The sequence below is a fragment of the Bradyrhizobium sp. McL0616 genome (assembly GCF_049993385.1).
GTDB lineage: Bacteria > Pseudomonadota > Alphaproteobacteria > Rhizobiales > Xanthobacteraceae > Bradyrhizobium.
The window spans coordinates 2,683,968-2,707,342 of the sequence record NZ_CP188255.1 but is presented as its reverse complement, the minus strand read 5'-3'; the positions used below and the strand labels follow the sequence as shown (position 1 = coordinate 2,707,342).

The window sequence follows — 23,375 nt, the reverse complement described above, 5'->3', positions numbered from 1 at the left end:
GTGCTGAGACGGGTATCTCACAGGACGGCGGCGACAATCGCCGCCGTCGCGGCATTGACGGTCGCGCTTGCGGCGACCGTTCGTGCCGCGGATGATTCAAATGGCAATCCTGCGCAAATGCAGATCGACCACGGCAAGTCGACCTATGCCGAGAAATGCTCGCACTGCCATGGCCCCAACATGATGAACTCCGGCACCATCACGCCGGACCTGCGCACCTTTCCCGACGACAGGACGCGTTTCGTCACCACCGTGAAGAACGGCAAGAACAACAAGATGCCTCCTTGGGGCGACGTTCTCAATGACGATGAGATCGGCGATCTCTGGGCCTTCATCTCGAGCCGGAGGAAACCATGAGGGGCTGGCTGGCGGCGCTGGGTCTCGCTGGGACGCTTCTCGCTCTGACGACGACGGCTCGCGCGGCTGATCCGTTGAGCATCTGCCTCGACGAAGACCGGCCGCCGCTCTCGGTGCACCACCGCGGCAAGCCGGATTCAGGCTTCGACGTGTCGCTGGCGCAGGCGATCGCGGATCAGATGGGACGGCCGCTCAGGATCCAGTGGTTCGAAAGCAAGCTGGATGAGGATTCCAGCCCGCAGCTCGAGGCCAATGCGCTGCTCTCCGACGGCCGCTGCGCGCTCGTCGGCGGCTACGCGCTGACGACGGATTCGCTGGTGGTCCCCGGCATGAAGACCGCCCGGCTTCCGGATTTCGCCGGCGCCACGCGCGACGACCGGCGCCGCCGCGTCGCGCTCGGCGTGCTCGCGCCGAGCCAGCCTTATCTCTATTCGCCAATGACGGTCGTGCTCGGGCCGAAGGCGCAGAGTCGCAAGATCGGCGATATCGGCGATCTCGGCGGCCTCCGCCTCGCGATCGAGAGCGGATCGCTGGGCGACGCTATCCTGATGACTTTCGACAAGGGGCGCCTGATCGACAATATCACCCATCTCGTGCCCGGCCGCGATGATCTGCTAGGCGCGCTCGAGCACGGCGACTATGATGCGACGCTGATCGACCTTGCCCGCTTCGACGCTCATCGCGCCGCCCATCCCGACACCGCGATATCAGCCTCCGGCTATTATTACCCGATCGGCGCCAATCGCGGCTATGTCGCGCTTGCGAGTGACCCCGCGCTGATCGAGGCCGCCAACAAGGCGCTGACGGAGCTTGCCGCCAAAGGCGGGATTGCCGAATTCGGCAAGCAGGCGGGGCTCACCTACCTGCCGCCGCGCGAGCCCGCGATCCTCGGCGATGTCTGGAGGCAGATCATTCAGCGGTGAGATTGGTGCCATCGTGAACTCCCCGACCATCCCGCCCGCAGCCGGCCTGCGCGATGTCCTGTCCCGGGAAATCAAGACCGGCGAGCTCTTGCGCGCGCTGATCGTCGTCGGCCCGATGGTCGCCGCCTATTTCATCTCGCGCGAAACGGCGCTGTTGAATTTGGGGCTGGTCGCGGTCTCGCTGCTCATTCCTGCGCTGCGGCTGCACCTGGCGCCGAAGGTGATCGCCTGGCACTACCTCGCGATCCTCGCGACCTTTGCCGCGCTCTTCCTTGCCGCCCCGATCAAGCCGCTGTTCGTGGTGCTCACCGCGCTCGCCGGCTTCCTTGCGGTCGCTGCGACGCGCTACGGCGAACATTTCCGCACGCTCGGCAACTGGGTGTTCATCCCCGCCGTCTATCTCGCCTGCGAAGTGCGGGAAGGCGTGAGTGCTTCGGAGGCCCTACGCCATGCCGGCATGATCGTCGTGTCCTCGCCGATTGCGCTCGCGATCGCCTGTGGAATCCAGATCTATGACCAGCGACGACGCGGTGACGCCGCGACCTCATTCGGGCCACCGGCGGCCGAATGGTTCTTGCCCGCGCTCGCAACCGCCTTGGCTGTGTTCGCCGCAGCCGCACTGGTCGAGATCCTCGATCTCGCGCAGGGGCAATGGGTGATGTGGTCGGCCGCAAGCGTCGTGGTCGGTGATCTCTCCGCGTCCACCGGAAAGTTGAAACAGAGAGCCATCGGCGCGTTCGTCGGCGTCCCGCTTGGCTTCCTCATCGGCATTGCGCTGCCGCAGAGCCGTATCGGCTATGCGCTTGCGGTTCTTGCGGCCACGCTCACGCTGATCTCGTTCTCCCGTTATGTCGTCGGCTTCGGCTTGCGCTGCTTCTTCATTGCGCTCGCCGCGTCCTTTGCCGGCGGCGCCAGCGGCATCGCGGAGGAACGCGTCGCGAATGTGATCACCGGCGGCGCCTTCGGCCTCATCGCGGTGGCCCTAACGGAGATCGTATGGCTGCGCTTACGGAAAGCAACTGGGCCGTCGCAGCTACCCTAGCTGCGGCGCACCATAATTTCATCGCGCTGAAAGCAAACGGGCCGCCCTGCTGCCTAATGCTCGTTCGAGGCTACAGTGCCCTGCTGTGCCTTGTGGATCGAGGACGGCACCACGCCAAAGTATTTCCGGAACACCCGGCTGAAATGCGATGAACTGGAGAAGCCCCAGGAGAACGCGACGTCGGTGATGGTCTTGCCGGCGTGCGCTTCGAGTTCCTGGCGGCAGTTCTGCAAGCGCGCCTGCCAGATGTAGTCGCTCACGGTGGTGCCGCGCTCGGAGAACAGCATGTGCAGATAACGCTTGGAGCAGCCGAGTTCTGCTGAGATCTGGTCGATGCACAGATCCGGATCGCGCAAATGCTCGCGGATGAAGAACTGCGCGCGCACATACATCGCCTCGGGCCCGACCCGATCGAGCATCGTGTCGGCTTCGCGCAGCGGCAGCAGCAGCAGATCGATCAGCGAATCGGCAACGCCGACCGCGCTGTTCGCCGACAGCTTTGCCGCTTCGTCGAACGTGGCATGGACGAAATCATGGGCGATCCGTCCCGTGCCGGTGCGCGACGAAAGCTTGCAAGCCGGCATCCGCTGCGACGGGAACCCGCGGTCGCGGAGCAGCGACTTCGGCACGATCACCACGTCGTGGCGCGTAAAGGCAGGACTGATGATCGAATGCGGGCAGGAGACGTCATAGGCGATGATGTCGCCCGGGTTCAGCTCGATGTGGCGGCCTTCCTGCTCGAAATAGGACACGCCGTAGGTCTGGAAATGGATCTTGATGTAGGGGTGTTCATTGGCCTTGGCCCGCGCCAGCGTGTGCGCGATGCGATGCTGGCTCACCTCGATCTGACAAAGCTTCAGGCGCGAGACGGAAGTGTAGTCGATGCGGCCTTCAAGTGAGGACGCCTCCAGCGGATCGACGTCGAAATGCCCGCACAGGCTCGTCAGCCCGTCGATCCAGCTCTGGATCTGCCGCTTCGGCGTCATTCCGGTCGTCGAGAGCGTATGAATTGTGTCGGACATTAATCCAGAATCCAGCCACTGGTGTTATCCGGGATTCGACGCGAATCGCGACCAGCGCTGCCGGAGCCCTCAGCCATGATTGCGTGACGTTTACCTCAAATTGGGCGGTCTTTTGGAACGTGCGCCATCGTTCCATTGCCACCCTTGAAGGTTAATCCTCCGCCTTAGTTACACCGCCGTCAAGGGGAACATAAGCGTTGAGCGCCGCGCCAAGCGGCGTGGAAGCCGCTGAATTCGCTACTGCAAAATCAAAAACTTCGGCTTCGTGCGCTATCGAGCAAAGCGGCTTCTCTCTTGGGCAAGTTTCCCGATAGCGAAGTCGTTAGGAATTGCGGCAGGAACAAAAAAAACGGGCCGCTCCTGCACGCGGACCTGTGGATCTCATCAGGAGGAGGAAACAGCCCAGCATCGTTTCTGGTCCCAATCGCGACCGCCCTGCACGAGCAGACGCCGGACGAAAAGCCCGGTGATTGAGCAATGCTTCGGAAACAATAAACGAGATCAACGGAGGAATGACTATGCGCAAGGTACTACTGGCGACCCTTCTTGGCTCCGCGGCGGCTCTCGCCGTCGGCAGCGCTTCAGCCAATGACGAGCTGAACAAGATGTCGCAGAACCCGAAAGACTGGGTGATGCCGGCGGGCGACTATGCCAACACCCGCTATTCCAAGCTGAACCAGATCAATGCACAAAATGTCGGCAAGCTTCAGGTCGCCTGGACCTTCTCGACCGGCGTGCTGCGCGGCCATGAAGGCGGCCCGCTGATCATCGGCAACATGATGTACGTCCACACACCGTTCCCGAACAAGGTCTACGCCATTGACCTATCGAACGAGAACAAGATCGTCTGGCGGTACGAGCCGAAGCAGGATCCGAACGTCATCCCGGTGATGTGCTGCGATACGGTTAACCGCGGCCTGTCTTACGGCGACGGCAAGATCTTCCTGCATCAGGCCGACACCACCCTCGTCGCGCTCGATGCCAAGACCGGTCAGGTTGCGTGGACCGCGAAGAATGGCGATCCGAGCAAGGGCGAGACCGGCACCTCGGCAGCGCTGGTCGTGAAGGACAAGGTGCTGGTCGGCATCTCCGGCGGCGAGTTTGGTGTCCAGGCGCATATGTCCGCCTACGACATCAAGACCGGCAAGCTGGCCTGGCGCGGGTTCTCGGAAGGACCGGACGACCAGATCCTGGTGGACGACAAGACCACCGCGCTCGGCAAGCCGGTCGGCAAGGATTCCAGCCTGAAGACGTGGCAAGGCGATCAGTGGAAGATCGGCGGCGGCGCCACTTGGGGCTGGATCTCCTACGATCCCGAACTGAACCTCGTCTATTACGGATCGGGCAATCCCTCGACCTGGAATCCGAAGCAGCGTCCCGGCGACAACAAATGGTCGATGACGATCTGGGCGCGTAATCCGGATACAGGCGTCGCCAAGTGGGTCTATCAGATGACGCCTCACGATGAGTGGGATTACGACGGCGTCAACGAGATGATCCTCAGCGATCAGACGATTGGCGGCGCCCCGCGCAAGCTGTTGACGCATTTCGACCGTAACGGCCTCGGCTATACGCTCGATCGTGTCACCGGTGAATTGCTGGTCGCCGAAAAGTACGATCCGAAGGTGAACTGGACCTCCGGCGTCGACATGGACAAGAGCTCAGCCACCTATGGCCGTCCGAAGGTGCTCGACACAGCTTCGACCGACAAGGCGGGTGAGGACCACAACGTGAAGGGCATCTGCCCGGCCGCGCTCGGCTCCAAGGACGAGCAGCCGGCAGCCTACTCGCCGGACACGCAGCTGTTCTACGTTCCGACCAACCACGTCTGTATGGACTACGAACCGTTCAAGGTGAGCTACACCGCGGGCCAGCCCTATGTGGGTGCGACGCTCTCGATGTATCCGCCGCAGGGCGATACCCATATGGGTAACTTCATCGCTTGGGACGGCAAGACCGGCAAGATCGTCTGGTCGAACAAGGAGCAGTTCTCGGTCTGGTCGGGTGCGCTCGCAACCGCCGGCGGCGTGGTGTTCTACGGCACGCTCGAAGGCTACCTGAAGGCGGTCGACGCCAAGACCGGCAAGGAGCTCTACAAGTTCAAGACTCCCTCCGGCATCATCGGCAACGTCACCACCTATGAGAACAGCGGCAAGCAGTATATCGCAGTGCTCTCCGGCGTGGGTGGCTGGGCCGGCATCGGTCTCGCCGCAGGCCTGACCGATCCGACCGCCGGTCTCGGCGCAGTCGGTGGCTACGCGGCGCTCAGCAACTACACCGCGCTCGGCGGCACGCTGACCGTGTTCGCGCTGCCGGCGAACTAGCCTCGGCCCGTATCCTCCCGGCGCGTGGATCAGCTCCACGCGCCGGCTCGTCTCCATCGAACGCTTCCGAGGAAAATCTCTTGCGTAAAATCTGCTCTATCATTGCTGCGATGTTCTTCGTTACGTCCGGGGGAATTGCTGTTGCGGACGGCTCGGGCGACCCGACTGCCGTCAAGCAGAACGACACTGGCGAATGGCTCGATAAGGAGGGAAACCCGACCTACAAGATCAACGGCGAATCCGTCGACTGGTATACCTATTCCGGGTACCGCCGCTATCACTCGGATTGCCATGTCTGCCACGGCCCCGATGGCATGGGATCGACCTACGCGCCGGCGCTGAAGGACTCGCTCAAGACGATGAGCTATGCCGACTTTTTGGGCGTCGTCGCCTCCGGCCGCAAGAACATCTCGACTGCCGCAGAGAACGTAATGCCGGCGTTCGGCGATAATCCGAACGTCGCTTGCTACATGGACGATCTCTACGTCTATCTGCGTTCCCGCTCCAACGATGCCTGGGGCCGTGCCCGTCCGGGGAAGCACGAGGACAAGAACGAAGCCTATACCAGCAACGAAGATTCGTGCATGGGCAAGAAGTGAACGTTTGCAGCCCGGCCGAGACTTAAATCTTGGCGTCCTGCGAGAATTTGAGGAGTTACCAATGAAGACACGTGCCGCCGTCGCTTTCGAAGCCAAGAAGCCGCTCGAAATCGTCGAAGTCGATCTGGAAGGGCCGAAGACCGGCGAAGTCCTGGTCGAGATCAAGGCGACGGGCATCTGCCATACCGACGCCTACACGCTCGACGGCTTCGACAGCGAAGGCATCTTCCCGTCGATCCTGGGCCATGAGGGCGCCGGCATCATCCGCGAAATCGGCGCCGGCGTGACCTCGGTGAAGCCGGGTGATCACGTCATTCCGCTCTACACGCCGGAATGCCGGCAGTGCAAAAGCTGCCTGAGCCAGAAGACCAATCTCTGCACCGCGATCCGCGCGACGCAGGGCAAGGGCGTGATGCCCGATGGCACCAGCCGCTTCTCCTACAAGAGCAAGCCGATCTACCATTACATGGGCTGCTCGACCTTCTCGAACTTCACCGTGCTGCCGGAAATCGCGGTGGCGAAGATCCGCGAGGACGCGCCGTTCGACAAGAGCTGCTACATCGGCTGCGGCGTCACCACCGGCGTCGGCGCCGTCGTCAACACCGCCAAGGTCGAGCCGGGCTCCAATGTGGTCGTGTTCGGCCTCGGCGGCATCGGCCTCAACGTGATCCAGGGCGCCAAGATGGCCGGCGCCGACAAGATCATCGGCGTCGACATCAACGACACCAAGGAGGAATGGGGCCGCCGGTTCGGCATGACCGATTTCGTCAACCCCAAGAAGATCACCGGCGACATCGTCCCGCATCTCGTGAGCCTGACCGACGGCGGTGCCGACTACACTTTCGACTGCACCGGCAACACCACCGTGATGCGTCAGGCGCTGGAAGCCTGCCATCGCGGCTGGGGTACCTCGATCGTCATCGGCGTCGCCGAATCCGGCAAGGAAATCGCCACCCGTCCGTTCCAGCTCGTCACCGGCCGTAACTGGCGCGGCACCGCCTTCGGTGGCGCGCGCGGCCGTACCGACGTGCCGAAGATCGTCGACTGGTACATGAACGGAAAGATCCAGATCGATCCGATGATCACCCACACGCTCAAGCTCGAAGACATCAACAAGGGCTTCGACCTGATGCATGAGGGCAAATCAATTCGTTCAGTCGTCGTGTTCTAGCTCGAAAGCGTCACACCCAAGGAGGATCGACCCATGACTGCACTCCACCCTTCGATCGACAACGGCCTCAAACAAGGCACCGGCCACTTTGCCGGCGGCACGCTCGCCTGCAAATGCAAGGACCATCAGGTCAAGGTCGGCATCAAGGGCGACGTGGCACATAACCACGCCTGCGGTTGCACCAAGTGCTGGAAGCCGCAGGGCGCGAACTTCTCCGTCGTCGCGGTCGTGCCGCGCCAGAACGTCACCGTGCTCGAGAACGGCGACAAGCTCCAGATCGTCGACGCTTCCGCGGTGATCCAGCGTCACGCCTGCAAGGCTTGCGGCACGCACATGTATGGCCGCATCGAGAACAAGAACCATCCGTTCTACGGTCTCGATTTCGTCCATCCGGAGCTGTTCCAGGAGCAGGGTTCGCAGGCGCCGCAATTCGCCGCCTTCGTCTCCTCGGTGATCGAATCGGGCGTGAAGCCGGAGCAGATGGCCGGCATCCGTTCGCGGCTGAAGGAAATCGGGCTCGAGCCCTATGACTGCCTGTCGCCGGCGCTGATGGACGCGATCGCAACCCACGTTGCGAAAGCCAAAGCCGCCTGAACAGGGCCGCCAGACGTTCGCCACGCCTCTCCGCTCGCTGGCCGCAAGCGCCGCCAGCGAGCCGGATAGGTGCGGCTCTCAAATGACTGCGGCCATGTCGCCGCCTGTGCACTTTGCGTATGCGAGCGCGTTCCGCTCCCTCAGTCCTGGTCTCTAAACGACTGCGCAGTGCCGCCTCCTTCCTTCTCGAAGTCAGCGTGCCCTGCGTTTCTCCCTCCCTCGACTGAGGCATCCTGCTTCGTCCGCGCAGTCCCTCTGGCGGACGAAGCTTTTTTCGTCCAATTTTGTAGTCGCACGGAGCGCGCGACGTCCTGCCGCGCCCTGCTTTTGACAAACCACGGATGCAATCTCTTCACGTCGAGAACACCCGGCTGTGAATGCCGGGACGGCCCGATCTCTGCTAGGATCGTGGCGTAACGATGCCGCGCGAAGTTCAATCAATCAAGAACAAGACGGGAGGTATCGAACACATCCGGACATCGCGATTCGCATTTCTGCCCCCTGCCGGGATTTGCCCGCGCGGGACAACGGGCCGCGCTGCGGTTGCGACGACGCACAGACCATGGTGGCGACCGAGGTCGGCACTTCCAAAATCGGCAAAGCTTATGAAGAGCGAGGGACGATCATGATCAAGGTGAAGATCAACGGCCAGGAACAGAGCTGGGACGGCGACCCGGATCTCCCGCTACTCTGGTTCCTGCGCGACGAGGCCGGGCTGACCGGTACCAAGTTCGGCTGTGGCCAAGCCCTGTGCGGCGCCTGCACGGTCATCGTCGACAAGGAGGCGGTGCGCTCCTGCATCACGTCGATCAACGACGTCGCCGGACGCGAGATCACCACGATCGAGGGACTGCATCCGACCGGCGACCACGCCGTCCAGAAGGCCTGGCGCCAGGTCAACGTTCCCCAATGCGGCTTCTGCCAGGCCGGCCAGATCATGCAGGCGGCTGCCCTGCTGATGGACAATCCAAAGCCGTCGCACGACCAGATTCGCGAGGCGATGGCCGGCAACATCTGCCGCTGCGGCTGCTACCAGCGTATCGAGAATGCGGTCCATCTCGCATCGACGGGAGTGTGACATGAATTTCATCGACAATCCGCGAAAGCTCCGTGGCTTCGAGAAGAACCTGAAGGTCGAAAAGATCTCACGCCGCAGCATCCTGAAGGGGCTCGGCATCACCGGCGGCTTCGTGCTCGCCGCACCCGTGATGTCGCGCCAGGCCTTTGCCTATGAGACCGGCGCCGGAAAGATGCCGCATGGCGTCGTGGTCGATCCGCGCGTCTTCGTCGCGGTTGCGCCGGACGGCACCGTCACCATCCTCGCCCATCGCTCCGAGATGGGCACCGGCGTGCGCACCAGCCTGCCACTGATCGTGGCCGAGGAGATGGAAGCCGACTGGTCGAAAGTGAAAGTGCAGCAGGCCCATGGCGACGAGGTCAAGTTCGGCAACCAGGACACCGACGGCTCGCGCAGCACGCGGCACTATCTGATCCCGATGCGCCAGATCGGCGCTTCCGCCCGCACCATGCTGGAGCAGGCCGCCGCCAAGCGCTGGGGCGTGCCGGCGACCGAGGTCAAGGCGGTCAATCACGAGGTCGTCCACGGCGCGAGCGGACGCAAGCTCGGCTTCGGCGAGCTCGCGGCTGACGCTGCCAAGGAATCGGTGCCGAGCATCGAAGGCCTCAAGCTGAAGGACCCCAAGGATTTCCGCTATCTGACCAAGGGCCAGGTCGGCATCGTCGATCTCCACGACATCACCACCGGCAAGGCGGGTTACGGTGCCGACGTGCGGCTACCCGGCATGAAATACGCCGTGATCGCGCGCCCGCCGGTGACTGGGGGCAAACTGGTCTCGTTCGACCCGGCTGAGGCGATGAAAATCTCCGGCGTCGAGAAGGTGATGCAGGTCCGCGGCTGGCCGTGGCCCTCGAAATTCCAGCCGCTCGGCGGCGTCGCGGTGATCGCCCGCAACACCGGTGCGGCGATCAAGGGCCGCGATGCGCTGAAGCTGGTCTGGGACGATGGCGCCAACGGCAAGTACGACTCGGTCGCCTTCCGCAAGGAGCTCGAGGAGGCCTCGCGCAAGCCGGGTCTCGTCGTGCGCCAGGAAGGCGACGCCGACGCTGCGCTGAAGGGTGCCGACAAAGTCGTCGTCGGCGAATATTATCTGCCGCACCTCGCCCATGTCAGCATGGAGCCGCCGGTCGCGGTTGCCGACGTCAAGGGCGACAAGGCAGAAATATGGGCGCCGGTGCAGAGCCCAGGCGGCACGCGCGAAGACGTCGCCAAGACACTCGGCATTCCCGAGGGCAATGTCACCGTCAATGTCACGCTGCTCGGCGGCGGTTTCGGCCGCAAGTCGAAATGCGATTTCGCGCTCGAGGCCGCCCTCCTGTCGAAGGAGCTCGGCGCGCCGGTGAAGGTGCAATGGACGCGTGAGGACGACCTCCATCACGACTTCCTGCACACCGTCTCGGTCGAACGCATCGAGGCAGGGCTCGACAAGGGCGGCAAGGTCATCGCCTGGCGCCATCGCAGCGTGGCGCCCACCATCGCCTCGACCTTCGCCGCCGGTGCCAATCACGCGGCGGCGTTCGAGCTCGGCATGGGGCTCGTCGACATGCCGTTCGAGATCGCCAACATCAGTTGCGAGAACCCGGAAGCCGCAGCGTTCACCCGCATCGGCTGGTTCCGCTCGGTCTCGAACATCCCGCGTGCCTTTGCGGTGCAGTCGATGGTCGGCGAGATCGCGAACGCGACCGGCCGCGACCAGAAGGAGACGCTGCTCGCGCTGATCGGAAGCCCGCGCATCGTCAAGCCCGCCGTGAAGGACATGTGGAACTACGGCGAGCCCTTTGACAGCTACCCGATCGACACCGCGCGCCTGCGCAAAGTGGTCGAGCTAGTCGCCGAAAAAGGCGAATGGGGACGCCAGGTCCCGAAGGGGCACGGCCTCGGCATCGCGGTGCATCGCAGCTTCGTCAGCTACATCGCGACGATCGTCGAGGTCGCCGTCGACGACAAGGGCAAGCTGACGGTGCCGCGGGTCGATACCGCGATCGACTGCGGCACCTATGTCAACCCCGAGCGCATCCAGTCGCAGATCGAGGGCGCTGCGATCATGGGCCTGAGCCTCGCCAAATATGGCGAGATCAGCTTCAAGGACGGCAAGGTGGTGCAGAAGAACTTTGACGACTTCCAGGTGGTCAGGATGGACGAATCTCCGCTGGTCACCAACGTCTACATTGTGCCGCCCGGGCCCGACACGCCGCCGAGCGGCGTCGGCGAGCCCGGCGTGCCGCCGTTTGCGCCCGCGCTGATGAACGCGATCTTCGCCGCGACGGGAAAACGCATCCGCGCGCTTCCGCTCGGCAAGCAATTGGAGGCGTGAGGCCGGAACATTCAGCGGCCTTAAGCCGTTTCCATCGATCTGACAGGAGCAGATCGATGACCAAAATCTCAAAGGCGCTCGCAGTCTCGCTGCTGTCGGGCGCCTTTTCTTTGACGACTGCAGGCGCGTTCGCCCAAAGCAGCACCACACCGCCGACCACGGCGACGCGTCCCACCGCGCCGGACCAGAACTCTCTCCCCAACGCCACTGCCCCGCCCGCCTCGACCACCCAGACCACCGGGCAGAGCAGCACCGACCCGAAGGTTCAGGAAATGAACCAGAAGGAGAAGGACAAGGTCGACCGACAGGGGAAATGAACCGCTGCCGATCGCACGCAAAAAAATGCGGCGGACGTTGCCGTCCGCCACATTCTCTCGCCCCCGCTCCGCCTTCTTCGATCCGCCGCGGAGCTTATTTCTTCAGCGCGAACACCCAGATCACGCCGCCTTGCGGCACGTTGGACTCGATACCGATATTGTTGGTCGCGAGCGCGTCCTGGATGCGCTGGGCATCAACGCCCCAACCGGACTGGATCGCGACGTATTGCGTGCCGTCGATCTCATAGGACACCGGCATGCCCATGATGCCGGAGTTGGTCTTCAGCTCCCACAGCACTTCGCCGGTCTTGGCGTTGAAGGCGCGGAAGTTGCGGTCGTTGGTGCCGCCGGCGAAGAGAACATCGCCCGCCGTTGCCGTCACCGAGCCGAACAGCTGCGACTTCGGGAAGTTGTGCTGCCACACCTTCTTGCCGGTCACCGGATCCCAGGCCTGGAGCTCGCCGAAATGATCCGCGCCCGGCTTCGCCATCAGGCCGATGTCCTCCGGCTTGGTGCCGAGCCAGAGTTCGCCCGCCTTGAGCGGAACCTTCTCGCCGGTGAAGCCGCCGCAGAAGTTCTCGTTGGCGGGCACGTAGACGAGGCCGGTCTTCTGGCTGTAGGCCGCCGACGGCCAGTCCTTGCCGCCCCATAGCGACGGACAGAACTCGACCCGCTTGCCGATCACCGGCTTGTGCGCGGGATCGACGATCGGCTTGCCGCCCTCATCGATACCCTTCCAGACATCACTGGCAACGAACGGCCAGCCGGCGACGTAGTTGATCTTGGTCGGGGTGCGCTCGAGCACCCAGAAGATCGCATCGCGGCCGGGATGGATCAGGCTCTTGATGCTGCGCCCGTCGCGTTGCAGATCGACCAGCATCGGCGCATCGACCTCGTCCCAGTCCCAGGAATCGTTCTGGTGGTACTGGTGATAGGTCTTGATCTTGCCGTTGCCGGGATCGAGCGCGAGCACCGACGAGGTGTAGAGATTGTCACCGGGATGCGTCTCGCCGGGCCAAGGTGCGGCATTGCCGACGCCCCAATAGATCGTCTTGGTGTCCTTGTCGTAATTGCCGGTCATCCAGGCCGAGCCGCCGCCGGTCTTCCAGTCGTCGCCCTGCCAGGTGTCGTGACCGGGCTCGCCTTCGCCAGGAATGGTGAAGGTGCGCCACAACTCCTTGCCGTCGTTGGCATCGTAGGCGGCGACGTAGCCGCGCACCCCGAGCTCGCCGCCGGAGCCGCCGACGATGACCTTGCCGTCGACGACGAGCGGCATCAGGGTCATGTATTGACCCTTCTTGTAATCCTGCACCTTGGTGTCCCACACCACCTTGCCAGTCTTGGCGTCGAGCGCGACGACATGGTCGTCGGTGGTGGCGAGATAGAGTTTGTCCTCCCACAGGCCGACGCCGCGGCTGGTCGGATGCAGCTGGAACAAATCGTCCGGGAGCTGCCGCTTGTAGCGCCAATATTCGTCGCCGGTCTTGGCGTTCAGCGCGATCACCTGCCCCATCGGGGTCGCCACGAACATCACGCCGTTGTTGACGATCGGCGGCGCCTCGTGGCCTTCGACCACGCCGGTGGCAAAGGTCCAGACCGGCGTGAGATCCTTGACGTTGGTGGTGTTGATCTGGTCGAGCGGGCTATAGCCCTGCCCGTCATAGGTCCGGCGATAGAGCATCCAGTTGCCCGGCTCCGGATTTTCCAGGCGCTGCGCGGTGACCGGAGAGTAGTTCTCGATCGGGCCTGAAACGGCGGCGGTCGAGGCAAGACAGGTGAAGGCGACGAAGCCAGACAGTAACCATTGCTTCCTGGTCATGGACGTATCCCCTTTTTCATCCGTTTTGAATTCGTTTGGTGAATTCTTGTCGTTGATCTCATCACCCGCACGTTGGCGGATGCGGCCTGTCGTGATGCGGGCGCGACCCGCGGTCCGTCATCCCTGGCCACCTACCTTTCCGATGAAGCTGCCGGCAACGCTGAGCGAGCCGTCAGTGAGCGCCAGCGGCAGCGCGGCGAGCCGTCGCGGCGCCGGCCCGAACACGACCTGCGCGCCCGCGCGGGGATCGTATTCGGAGTTGTGGCACATGCACTTGAACACCTCGTTGTCGCCGACATCGCTCTTGACCCAGGCGGTGACAGGACAGCCGGCATGAGAACAGATCGCCGTATAGGCGATCATGCCGTCGACGGCGCGCGCGCGTGTCTGCTCGTCGAGTTCCTCGGGGTCGAGCCGGATGATCAGGATCTCGTTGAGCCGCGAGGCACTGCGCACGACCGACGTCTTCGGATCCTTCGGCCAGGCATGCACCGGCGGCCCACCGAGTGGCAGATCGGCCGAGGTGACGAGCTTTCCTTCCTGATCGCCTTCGGAGAAGACGAGCAGATCGCCCTTCTGCGGCCGTTCGTCTGAGCCGGGCAAATCCTCGCCGGCACGGACCTGCGTGGAACAACCGAGGCAGGCGGTGGTGGCGATCGCGGCGAGCAGGAGAGCTCGACGCGTTTGCTCTACGCACGCACCAGCTTCAGGCTCCGCAATGTTGTCGAAGGATGAGGTGTTGAACGATGCACTCGACATGCATCCTAGCAGGCGCTGGAACTCTGCCGAAAAGAAGGCGGAGAATTGGCGCCGCAGTGCATCAATATGGCTTTGCTCGCTTTGATTGAACGAAAATCAACGCATTCAAACGCGTTTTCGCAAGTTCTACGCCACACCGCGCGAACAGCATGATGATTTTGCAGATCAGACCGATGATGTTGGAATTGGTGCGACGCGCTGTCGTTCGGCGCGACGCCACCTGACATCAATGCCGTTGCACGTTTCTCAGGCAGGCATTTTGGATTTCAGGATCTTAGCACATGGCGCGGCGATGCAATGCGTCCCGCCACCGTCGCCGATGCCATTTCAAAACTATCGGCGATGCGCCGCGCCTTGTCGATGAACAGCGCGGCGGCAACCGGCGGACAGATCTCGCGTGCGGTTTGTTCGAACAGGTCGAGCCAGCGATCAAAATGATCTCCGACTAGGCTGAGCGGCATATGCGCCCGCATCGGCGAACCATGATAGCGGCCCGTCATCAGCACGACGGAGGACCAGAAGTTCTTGAGCTTGGCGAGATGCTCGTCCCAATCCTGCACAGCCGCGAACACCGGCCCCAGCAGCGCGTCCTCACGCACACGTCCGTAGAACCGGGTCACGAGTTCCCCAATCATCTCCTCCGTGATCCCGGTGCGCTCGATCGCGTCCTGGACCAGCAGGTTCCGCCGCTCGGCCGCAGCTTCCCGCTCGGCCTTCAGTCGATCCGACATATTTTCTTCGTCCGTTCTGTCTTCCCCTCTCCCCTTGCGGGAGAGGGTGGATCAATCGCGTATCGCGCGATTGAGACGGGTGAGGGGTTCTCTCCGCGTACTCCCCCAAGCATTTGGGCTCGCGGAACCAACCCCTCATCCGGCGCTTCGCGCCACCTTCTCCCACAAGGAGAGAAGGAACAGCGCGGCCCGCGTCCATGCTGGGGTAAATCGCTGCGTCCGTCTTTGTCGCAGCGCAAATTGCGGGATCAGACGGCGGGCGCTTTGTCTTGAGCATGATCTTGTCGGAAAACCGCTACGCACTTTTCCGGATCATGCTCCCAACACCCGTCGCCGGCGCCTTCATCAGGCGCTGTAGATGTAAAAGCCCTGCCCCGTCTTGCGGCCGAGATGGCCGGCATCGACCATTTCCTTGAGCAAGGGCGCTGGACGGTATTTGGGGTCGTTGAAGCCTTTGTAAAAGACCTCCATCACCGACAACATGGTGTCGAGCCCGACGAGATCGGCCAGCGCCAGCGGCCCGATCGGATGGTTGCAGCCAAGCTTCATGCCGGCATCGATCTCTTCCGCCGTTGCAATCCCTTCCTGGAGCGCGAAGATCGCCTCGTTGATCATCGGGCAGAGGATGCGGTTGACGGCGAAGCCCGGGCTGTTCTTGGCCGTGATCGCCACCTTGCCGACGCGCTTGGCGAAATCGAGCGCCTTGGCGTGGGTGTCGTCGGAGGTTTGCAAGCCGCGAATGAGCTCGAGCAGCGCCATCACTGGCACCGGATTGAAGAAGTGCATGCCGATGAATCGGTCGGGACGATCGGTCGCGGCGGCAAGCTTGGTGATCGAGATCGACGAGGTGTTGGTCGCCAGCAGCGTGCGCGGTGACAGCGTCGCGCAGAGGTCCTTCAGGATCTTGACCTTGAGCTCCTCGTTCTCGGTCGCGGCCTCGATGACGAGATCGCAGTCGGCGAGCTTGGCGCGATCGGTCGTTCCGGTGATGCGCTTGAGCGTCGCCTCGCGATCGGCCGCCGACATCTTCTCCTTCTTGACCAGGCGCTCGAGGCTGCCGCCGACGGTGGCGACACCGCGGCTCACCGCAGCATCGGAGATGTCGACCATCACGATCGAAAGCCCGGCCGCGGCACTGATCTGGGCAATGCCGTTGCCCATGGTCCCTGCTCCGATGATGCCAACGGTTTGAATCATTGCGTCAAATCCTTCTCATCCTGCGGGCGGGCCGGCACAGGGCCCCACCCTTTTGCTGCATCAGGGTCTAGCACCGCCGCTGGGCGCCTGCGACCCGGTCCTGCCCCTTCCTTAAAGCATCCATGGCGGGAATAAAGCCGCTTCCCGGTCGCGAAGGGCATGATTTGGCGCTCCCGAGGCCTGCTTTGCCTGGATTTTACGCCTCCTCGTGCCTGCTGATGGTGCCTGGGGCTCGGGGCATGTCGAGCGTCGGCTGGCGCCCGCGGTCCGGTACGCAGGCTTCGCGGATTTCGGCAAAATGAAAATAGAGCTTCTGGCGACCGTGGAATGACAAAGGGTCGGAGAACCGGATTGACAGGCCGCCATCATTCTCACAATCGTCAGAATATCGAAAGGCCTTTCGCCATGGACGCGATCATCTACCACAATCCCGCTTGCGGCACCTCGCGCAATACGCTCGCCATGATCCAGTATGCCGGCATCGAACCGCACGTGATCGAATATCTGGAGACGCCGCCGTCGCGGCCGCTGTTACAGCAGCTCGTCGCGCGCATGGGCCTCTCGTTGCGTGAGCTGCTGCGCGAGACGGGCACGCCCTACGCCGAGTTCGGGCTCGGCAACGCAGCCCTGACCGACGATCAGCTCCTCGACGCCATGATGGCGCATCCGATCCTGATCAACAGGCGGGTCGTGGTCACGCCGAAAGGCGTCAAGCTCTGCCGTCGCTCCGAACTGGTGCTGGATCTGCTGTCCGCGCAGCAGGGCGAATGAACGACTTCGAGCGCTCCATCGCCACCGGATTCTCGCTCATCGGCGCGGCCGATCCAGAGCTCCTCGGCATCGTCGCGTTGTCGTTGCGCGTCAGCCTGACCGCCAGCATCGTCGCGCTGCTGATCGGCGCGCCGATCGGAGTTTTTCTTGCGATCGCCCGTTTCCGCGGGCGGCAGGTCATTATCGTGCTGACCAACGCGCTGCTCGGCCTTCCACCGGTCGTGGTCGGGCTCGCGCTCTATCTTCTGCTGTCGCGGTCCGGTCCGCTCGGGGCGGCCGGCCTGCTGTTTACGCCGGCTGCCATGGTGATCGCGCAGACGCTACTCGCCGCGCCGATCGTGGTCGCGCTGGTGCACAGGCCGGCGACACTGCTGTGGGCCGAATATGGCGATATGGCGCGGATCGACGGACTATCGACGCTGCGCAGCATTGGCTTATTGTTCGCGCTCGGCCGGACCTCGCTGCTGACGGCTTTCCTCGCCGCCTTCGGGCGCGCAATCGCCGAGGTCGGCGCCATCATCATTGTCGGCGGCAACATCCGCGGCTTCACGCGCACGATGACGACCGCCATCGCGCTCGAGACCAGCAAGGGCGATCTGCCGCTGGCGCTCGGGCTCGGGCTAATCCTGCTCGCGCTCAGCGTGGCAGTGTCGACAGTCGCCTTCCTGCTAGTGGGACGCATTGGGGAAAAATAACTGCTCGCCACCGACCATGTAGCCGGCGATCGCGGCCTGTCCCTTCGGCGAGACCAGCCAGTCGATGAAGGCCTGCCCGTCCTGCGCTTTCACGTTCGGATGATTGGCCGGGTTCACCAGCATGACGCCGTACTGATTGAAGAGCCGCTTGTCGCCCTCGGTCAGGATCGCAAGCTCGCCTCTGTTCTTGAACGATAGCCATGTGCCGCGGTCCGACAGAACATAGGCGTTCGACGACGACGCCATGTTCAGCGCTGGCCCCATACCCTGACCGATCTCGCGATACCAGCCGTCCTTGCCGGCACCAGTGTCGACGCCCGCCTCCTTCCAAAGCCGCAGCTCCGCCGCATGCGTGCCGGAGTTGTCGCCTCGCGAGATGAACGGCGCCTTTGCCGCCGCGATCTTGCGCAGTGCCTCGGCCACATCCTTGCCGCCGCCGATGTGCGCCGGATCGCTGTTCGGTCCGACGATGATGAAGTCGTTGTACATGACATCGAAGCGCTTCACGCCCTGCCCTTCGGACATGAACTTGTCTTCTGCGGGCCTGTCATGGACGAACACGACGTCGGCGTCGCCGCGCCGTCCGATATCCAGCGCCTGCCCGGTGCCGACGGCAACGACCTTCACATTGATGCCCTCGGCTTTCGAGAACAGGGGCAGCAAATAGCCAAACAGGCCGGACTGTTCCGTCGACGTCGTCGAGGCCACCGTGATGGTGCGCTCCTGCGCAAAGGCGATCGTGGACCAAAGCAGAACCGCTCCGATGGCCGCCAATTTTCTCATGGATCGTCCTCACGTCAGGTGCCTGGCGCGGCAACCTACCTTCGCCAGAGCGATGCGGGGAACCCCGACGTTCGGCGCAGGATCAGCGACCAGGACAGTACCGCATGGTTCTGCGGATTGCCCATGGCTCCGGCTCCTTCATCCAATCGGCCTCGTCCAGCCAAAGCCTGTCATCGCCGACGATATAAGCGAACGTCACGGTATCGTGGAACGGCTCATCGCTTGCCAAGGGGATCTCCCTCACGTCCTCCTCACGGCTTTTGAAGCCCGCGTGAACGGTCGCGAGACCATGCGGTGGCGCGGAATTTCTCGCGTCCCGCTCGATCCTGTTGATGGAACGGTTTTGGAGCCTCCCATGACAAGAACAATCATCGTCGCCGCCCTGCGGCTACTCCTCTCGCTCGCGATAGCCGGCCCGGCGCAGGCCTGGCCCGGACAGCCTGGCGGCGCAGGCATCGGCTCGCCGTCAGGCATCGACTGCGCATGGCGCGGGCAACGAATGGAATGCGATACGCGCGCTGCGGCGCTCGTCCGCAAGCACGCACCGGCGCATCCGCACATCCGCAAAGCCGAGCACGCGGCTAGCCCGCTTCCTCCGACGCGCCTGCCCGATCGCGAAGAAGATCCGTTCGCATCCATGCATTTCGAATGAGCGTTGCGACACAGTCGGCGTCGCGCCACGGGCGAGACGTCGCTTGCATCGCCTCTCTTACACGCGAGGGATGTGTGGATGTTCTGCAATTGGTCCCACCTACATTGACAGGGGTGTGACGGCCGGGGCAGTTTTTCCATTGCTGGCGAATCAGCGATTGCCTTACGCCGAGTACCTCTTGGACAACTCCCAGTGCTTTCGAAACTGATATCGTTGCTGCGCCGCATTCGTGCGGTGAAATGGGCGTTCACCCGGCTTCGGCCTCTGCCGCACAGCGGCAGCATCGAAATGACGTCAATTACCCCGGATGCGTCGCCTCTCGACATCGCGGATGCCGCTCCGGCTCTCGACACCGACACCGGTCCGTTGCACGACGACGCAGACATCGCAGCCACGGCTGAGACCGCGGAGAGTGACACGGCTGTCTCCGTCATAGTAGAGAGCCAATTGGCCGCGCCGTCTGATATCAACGTCAGCGACGATTCATCTGAAGAGGCGCCCACCGAACTTGAGACGGTGGCCGTAGAGGAGACTTCGCTCTTTTCCGTCGTTGTCGAAAGCCGCGCGGTAGAAGTCTCTGATCTCGTTGTCAGTAGCGATACATCCCCTGACCTCACCCCAGAAGTTGAGACTGTCGTCGCCGAAGCGGTCTTTGTTACGCCTGTCGACGTGGAGATGGCTGCCGCTGACGTCTCTGATCTCGTCGTTGACGATGATCTCTCACCCGGTGTTTCCGCGGAAGTCGAACCGGTCGCCACCGATGAGACGCCAGTATTTCCGGTTGGCGCCGAAGTCTCCGTGACTGACGTCCCCGAGATCAGCATCGATAGCGATCCCTCCCCCGGCGCCGCGACAGAGATCGAGCCAGTCCTCGCGAACGATCCTCCGCTCATCACAGCGGTTGCCGCGGAGGACTCTACCGCCCGCTCGCCTACCGTGGCCACGAGCATCGAACCGCCGCCGGCTTCGCAGATCCGCAGCGCACCGAAGGCGCGCGCGAAAGCTGCCGACCCCGTCGATCGCGCAGCGCTGATCCGGCAACGCTGGGCCGAAACCGGAATCAGGATGTGGAATCCGCGGCTTCACGGAACCGGCGAGGCCACGCTGAACATCCAGGGTCGCATCGAGTTGCTACCGCCCGAGCCCGGCGAGACGATGCCGCGCTACGACAAGCTGGAATTCAAGATGCTCGGCGGCCAGATCGTCTGCGAGGGCGTCATCGTCGAAGCGCCCGCCCATGCGAACCAGCGCAGCTTCACCCGGCTTGCCGAGCCAGGGAAATCCGACCGGGTCCGCGAACCGGTGCGGGAACGCCAAGCCGCGCTCGCCTGATCCTTTTGCCCTGCCACGACGCCCACCATATGCTAGGCTAATGCCCCGGATATGGGAGATCGCATGCCCGCAGTATCACTGCGATTGGTCGTGATCGCCGCTCTCTGCGTCTCGCACAGCGCCTTTGCCGCTTCCAGCAAGCGGCCGCGCCACACGCCTGCGGTCGCCGCCGGTCCGGCTGCGCCGTACAAGGCCGACCGGCTCTCCTCTTCGCGTGGCGAGACGATCCTCAATACGCCTGGCCAGACCACCGTGCTGACGCGGCAGGTCCTCGACGACATGAACGCGACGAGCCTCAGGGACGCGATGCGCTCGACCGCCGGCGTGACGATCGGACGATAGGCATTTCGCGCGCGACTGCGGCACTCAAGGAATCGGATAGCCCTTCCAGATCCATTCCAGCGCCGACGGCAGCGTTTGCGCGATGGTCGGACGATCGACGTGCTTGGCGTTGCGCACGAACAGGAACTGGTAGTGGTAGCCCTTCTCCGCCAGCACCTTTGCCGTCAGTTCGTTCGACAAGGTCCAGTCGTGCATGCCGTCGGGAATGGTGGGGTTGGGATAGAACAGATCCTGGTCGCCGCCGAAGAACCAGAAGCGGATCGGCTTGGTCGGCGCGCTCAGGATCAGCGGCACCTCGGGCGGCTCGGCCGGCGTGAGCACGCCGGCCTTCGAGATGAGGTTGGGTGTGGTCGGCCCGGTCCACGCACTGTGATATTCCCAGGCGCCGCCGCGCAGCGACGGATCATGCGGCCATTGCTGGTTGACCATCGTCGGCGAGAACGCGAGCACGCGGTGATAGAGATCGGGGTAGAACCACGCCATGGTGAAGGCCGCCACGCCGCTCGAGCTCAGCCCCATGGTCGCGCGCCCGTCGGGGTTTTTGGTGAGCTTCACGCCGGCGTTCTGCTCGACCAACGGCAGCACCTCGCGCTCGACAAACTGGGCGTAGGCGCCCGACACCGCGTCATATTCACGCCCGCGCTGGCTGCCCTGCGCATCCTGGCCGCCATTGCCGATCTGGATCGCGATCATCGGCGGCACGCGACGTTGCGCGATCAAATTGTCGAGCGTAGTCGGGAGATCCTTGTAGGCGGCCGAGCCGCCATCGCCGATCACAATGAACGGCACCTCTGTGCCGGACGCATATTGCGCCGGCACGTAGACGTCGATGGTACGTGACCAGATGCCGGGATGGCTGGTGGTGACGAGCATATTCGACTTGTCGCCCGGCGCGGTGACGGTCGTCATGATCGAGGAATTGGTGCAGCCCGCGACATCGTCGCGGATCAGGCCGGGATTAAAGATCGTGCTGTCCTTCGACGACAGCGTGAAGGACTTTGTCGTGCCACGCGGCACGCCCTCTTTCGCGATGGTCTCGGGCGCCGGATTGTGGGTGGGACCGATGATGAAATTGCCCTCGGCGCCGGGCGGCGGCAGCGTGCCGTCGGGCAGCTCGGTCGCACGCGGATAGTTGGGGTTGGAGGGATCGCGCGTCGGCGGCGTCGTCTTGAAGTCGAGACCCGTGGTATCAATGAAGAAGGGCGCCGCCTTCTCGCTCGTGTTGGCGCCGGACGGCACGGCCATGTTCTGGGTCACACAGGCCGGCTGCGCGAGTGCGATCGACGTGAAGGAGACGACGGAAATCAGCGTCCCCGCGAGGACGGACAATGGATTGGTCATTTCAGCTCCCATGCCGACGAGTCTTACCGGCTCGTCTTGAGGCAAAGTATGGCGGGCGGCCTGCGCGCGGTCAAACGCCGGCCGACTGCGTTGCAGCAATAGCCGCCATGCTCAAACCGGACACCGACCGTTATTCCGCGCATGGCCCGAAATTTTTTGGACATGAGGCCGTTGCTGCCATATCGCGCAGCACGTAGCTTGCGGCCGGTCGGCGCGCGCAAAAGTCGCGTGCGATCACAACGACAAGAACATCCGGGGAGGCAAACCATGAAAAGACTCACGGCCACGCTGTGTGCGTTGGCACTGTTCGTACCGGTTGCGCAGGCGCAAACCGTCAAGGATTTCATTGCGGCGGTCACCAAGAAATGGACCACGCCGTTCGAGCCGTTCCAGCTGATCGGCAACATCTATTACGTCGGCACCGACGGCATCGCCGTCTACATCATCAAGACCTCGCAAGGCCTGATCCTGATGGATACGGCACTTCCCCAGTCGACCGGCATGATCAAGGATAACATCGCGAAGCTCGGTCTCAAGGTCGCCGACATCAAGGTCATCCTCAACACGCACGCGCATTTCGACCACACCGGCGGATTTGCCGAGATCAAGAAGGAGACCGGCGCGCAGCTCGTGGCCGGCGAACGCGACAAGGCGCTGCTCGAAGGCGGTTATTATCCGGGCGACGAGAAGAACGAGGACCTCGCCTTTCCCGCGGTGAAGGTCGACCGCGCGGTGAAGGAGGGCGACAAGGTCACGCTCGGCGACACCACGCTGACGGCGCACGAAACGCCGGGACATTCGCCGGGCTGCACGAGCTGGGAAATGACCGTCAAGGACGGCAGCCAGGACCGCGAGGTGCTGTTCTTCTGTAGCGGCACCGTGGCGTTGAACCGGCTGGTCGGCCAGCCCACCTATGCCGGCATCGTCGACGACTACCGCGCCACCTTCGCCAAGGCCAAGGCGATGAAGATCGACGTGCTGCTCGGGCCGCATCCGGAGGTCTATGGCATGCAGGACAAGCGCGCGCAGCAGATCAAGGATGGCTCGCCCAATCCGTTCGTCAAGCCGGGCGAGCTTCCGGCCTACGTGACCGGCCTGTCGGAGGATTTTGACAAGCAGCTCGCCAAGCAAACGGCGGCGCTTCAGCCGGCGAAGTAGCTCCGTTACACTCTCCACCTCTTCCTGCGGGAAGAGGTGGACCGCGTCCGCGGG

23 protein-coding genes are annotated in these 23,375 nt (G+C 63.3%); 16 read left to right on the top strand and 7 right to left on the bottom strand.

The features are described 5' to 3' along the window. Genes ACPPVR_RS12800 through ACPPVR_RS12790 form a run of 3 tightly spaced genes read left to right on the top strand, consistent with a single transcriptional unit; the run spans position 1 to position 2,322 of the window. Positions 1-357, top strand: a complete 357-nt coding sequence (locus tag ACPPVR_RS12800; protein WP_426614571.1) for a c-type cytochrome — start codon at positions 1-3, stop codon at positions 355-357. Then, positions 354-1,280 carry a substrate-binding periplasmic protein gene (locus tag ACPPVR_RS12795; RefSeq protein WP_426614570.1) on the top strand — a complete coding sequence of 309 codons (927 nt, stop codon included), beginning with the start codon at positions 354-356 and terminating at the stop codon, positions 1,278-1,280. The genes ACPPVR_RS12800 and ACPPVR_RS12795 overlap by 4 nt, the downstream gene beginning before the upstream one ends. Positions 1,281-1,293: 13 nt before the next feature. Further along, complete coding sequence (locus tag ACPPVR_RS12790) at positions 1,294-2,322, top strand: FUSC family protein (RefSeq protein WP_426614569.1); 1,029 nt, start codon at positions 1,294-1,296, stop codon at positions 2,320-2,322. Between the two features lie 53 nt (positions 2,323-2,375). Here ACPPVR_RS12790 and ACPPVR_RS12785 read toward each other — a convergent pair whose 3' ends face one another. Then, complete coding sequence (locus tag ACPPVR_RS12785) at positions 2,376-3,344, bottom strand: helix-turn-helix domain-containing protein (protein ID WP_426614568.1); 969 nt, start codon at positions 3,342-3,344, stop codon at positions 2,376-2,378. A gap of 518 nt (positions 3,345-3,862) precedes the next feature. Between ACPPVR_RS12785 and xoxF5 the strand changes: the two genes are divergently transcribed. The 7 genes from xoxF5 to ACPPVR_RS12750 all read left to right on the top strand — a co-directional run bounded on the left by xoxF5 (position 3,863) and on the right by ACPPVR_RS12750 (position 11,741). After that, a complete protein-coding gene (gene xoxF5 / locus ACPPVR_RS12780) occupies positions 3,863-5,668 on the top strand; it encodes a lanthanide-dependent methanol dehydrogenase XoxF5 (RefSeq protein WP_426614567.1) in 1,806 nt (601 codons plus the stop codon). Between the two features lie 110 nt (positions 5,669-5,778). Beyond that, the gene (locus ACPPVR_RS12775; protein WP_426616092.1) at positions 5,779-6,267 is read left to right on the top strand and encodes a c-type cytochrome, methanol metabolism-related; all 489 of its coding nucleotides are present in this window, start codon (positions 5,779-5,781) and stop codon (positions 6,265-6,267) included. A gap of 61 nt (positions 6,268-6,328) precedes the next feature. Further along, positions 6,329-7,438, top strand: a complete 1,110-nt coding sequence (locus ACPPVR_RS12770) for an S-(hydroxymethyl)glutathione dehydrogenase/class III alcohol dehydrogenase (RefSeq protein ID WP_426614566.1) — start codon at positions 6,329-6,331, stop codon at positions 7,436-7,438. Positions 7,439-7,471: 33 nt separating this feature from the next. Next, complete coding sequence (gene gfa, locus ACPPVR_RS12765) at positions 7,472-8,032, top strand: S-(hydroxymethyl)glutathione synthase (RefSeq protein WP_045006757.1); 561 nt, start codon at positions 7,472-7,474, stop codon at positions 8,030-8,032. Between the two features lie 625 nt (positions 8,033-8,657). Then, a complete protein-coding gene (locus ACPPVR_RS12760) occupies positions 8,658-9,110 on the top strand; it encodes a (2Fe-2S)-binding protein (protein ID WP_426614565.1) in 453 nt (150 codons plus the stop codon). 1 nt (position 9,111) lies between these two features. Further along, complete coding sequence (locus ACPPVR_RS12755) at positions 9,112-11,424, top strand: molybdopterin cofactor-binding domain-containing protein (protein WP_426614564.1); 2,313 nt, start codon at positions 9,112-9,114, stop codon at positions 11,422-11,424. 56 nt (positions 11,425-11,480) lie between these two features. Further along, the gene (locus ACPPVR_RS12750; RefSeq protein WP_426614563.1) at positions 11,481-11,741 is read left to right on the top strand and encodes a hypothetical protein; all 261 of its coding nucleotides are present in this window, start codon (positions 11,481-11,483) and stop codon (positions 11,739-11,741) included. Positions 11,742-11,835: 94 nt separating this feature from the next. On the opposite strand, the gene ACPPVR_RS12745 is transcribed toward ACPPVR_RS12750, so the two are convergent. The 4 genes from ACPPVR_RS12745 to ACPPVR_RS12730 form a co-directional block, all read right to left on the bottom strand. Beyond that, a complete protein-coding gene (locus tag ACPPVR_RS12745; RefSeq protein WP_426614562.1) occupies positions 11,836-13,560 on the bottom strand; it encodes a methanol/ethanol family PQQ-dependent dehydrogenase in 1,725 nt (574 codons plus the stop codon). A 117-nt stretch (positions 13,561-13,677) separates the two neighbouring features. Further along, complete coding sequence (locus ACPPVR_RS12740; protein WP_426614561.1) at positions 13,678-14,319, bottom strand: ubiquinol-cytochrome c reductase iron-sulfur subunit; 642 nt, start codon at positions 14,317-14,319, stop codon at positions 13,678-13,680. Between the two features lie 266 nt (positions 14,320-14,585). Continuing rightward, on the bottom strand, positions 14,586-15,050 hold the full coding sequence (locus ACPPVR_RS12735; RefSeq protein WP_426614560.1) for a group III truncated hemoglobin: 465 nt from the start codon (positions 15,048-15,050) through the stop codon (positions 14,586-14,588). 345 nt (positions 15,051-15,395) lie between these two features. After that, a complete protein-coding gene (locus ACPPVR_RS12730) occupies positions 15,396-16,247 on the bottom strand; it encodes a 3-hydroxybutyryl-CoA dehydrogenase (protein ID WP_426614559.1) in 852 nt (283 codons plus the stop codon). 405 nt (positions 16,248-16,652) lie between these two features. On the opposite strand from ACPPVR_RS12730, the gene arsC reads away from it, so the two are divergent. Together arsC and ACPPVR_RS12720 are read left to right on the top strand one after the other, a co-directional pair. After that, on the top strand, positions 16,653-17,018 hold the full coding sequence (arsC, locus tag ACPPVR_RS12725; RefSeq protein WP_426614558.1) for an arsenate reductase (glutaredoxin): 366 nt from the start codon (positions 16,653-16,655) through the stop codon (positions 17,016-17,018). Then, entirely contained in the window at positions 17,015-17,713 is a 699-nt protein-coding gene (locus tag ACPPVR_RS12720; protein ID WP_426614557.1) for an ABC transporter permease, read from the top strand. The genes arsC and ACPPVR_RS12720 overlap by 4 nt, the downstream gene beginning before the upstream one ends. Here the strand turns inward: ACPPVR_RS12720 and ACPPVR_RS12715 are convergent. After that, on the bottom strand, positions 17,687-18,496 hold the full coding sequence (locus tag ACPPVR_RS12715; protein ID WP_426614556.1) for a substrate-binding domain-containing protein: 810 nt from the start codon (positions 18,494-18,496) through the stop codon (positions 17,687-17,689). The two genes, ACPPVR_RS12720 and ACPPVR_RS12715, sit on opposite strands and share 27 nt — an antisense overlap. A 355-nt stretch (positions 18,497-18,851) precedes the next feature. Here ACPPVR_RS12715 and ACPPVR_RS12710 point away from each other — a divergent pair, with 355 nt between their 5' ends. From ACPPVR_RS12710 to ACPPVR_RS12700, 3 genes are all read left to right on the top strand, one after another. Further along, a complete protein-coding gene (locus ACPPVR_RS12710) occupies positions 18,852-19,148 on the top strand; it encodes a hypothetical protein (RefSeq protein WP_426614555.1) in 297 nt (98 codons plus the stop codon). A gap of 192 nt (positions 19,149-19,340) precedes the next feature. Next, positions 19,341-20,480, top strand: coding sequence for a hypothetical protein (locus ACPPVR_RS12705; protein ID WP_426614554.1), 1,140 nt, complete (start codon positions 19,341-19,343; stop codon positions 20,478-20,480). 63 nt (positions 20,481-20,543) lie between these two features. Further along, positions 20,544-20,822 (top strand): TonB-dependent receptor plug domain-containing protein, encoded by a 279-nt coding sequence (locus tag ACPPVR_RS12700; protein ID WP_426614553.1) that lies wholly within the window; start codon positions 20,544-20,546, stop codon positions 20,820-20,822. 24 nt (positions 20,823-20,846) lie between these two features. Here ACPPVR_RS12700 and ACPPVR_RS12695 read toward each other — a convergent pair whose 3' ends face one another. Next, complete coding sequence (locus ACPPVR_RS12695) at positions 20,847-22,163, bottom strand: alpha/beta hydrolase (RefSeq protein WP_426614552.1); 1,317 nt, start codon at positions 22,161-22,163, stop codon at positions 20,847-20,849. A 267-nt stretch (positions 22,164-22,430) separates the two neighbouring features. Here ACPPVR_RS12695 and blaBJP point away from each other — a divergent pair, with 267 nt between their 5' ends. Next, positions 22,431-23,321 carry a BJP family subclass B3 metallo-beta-lactamase gene (gene blaBJP / locus ACPPVR_RS12690; protein WP_426614551.1) on the top strand — a complete coding sequence of 297 codons (891 nt, stop codon included), beginning with the start codon at positions 22,431-22,433 and terminating at the stop codon, positions 23,319-23,321. Positions 23,322-23,375: the final 54 nt, after the last annotated feature.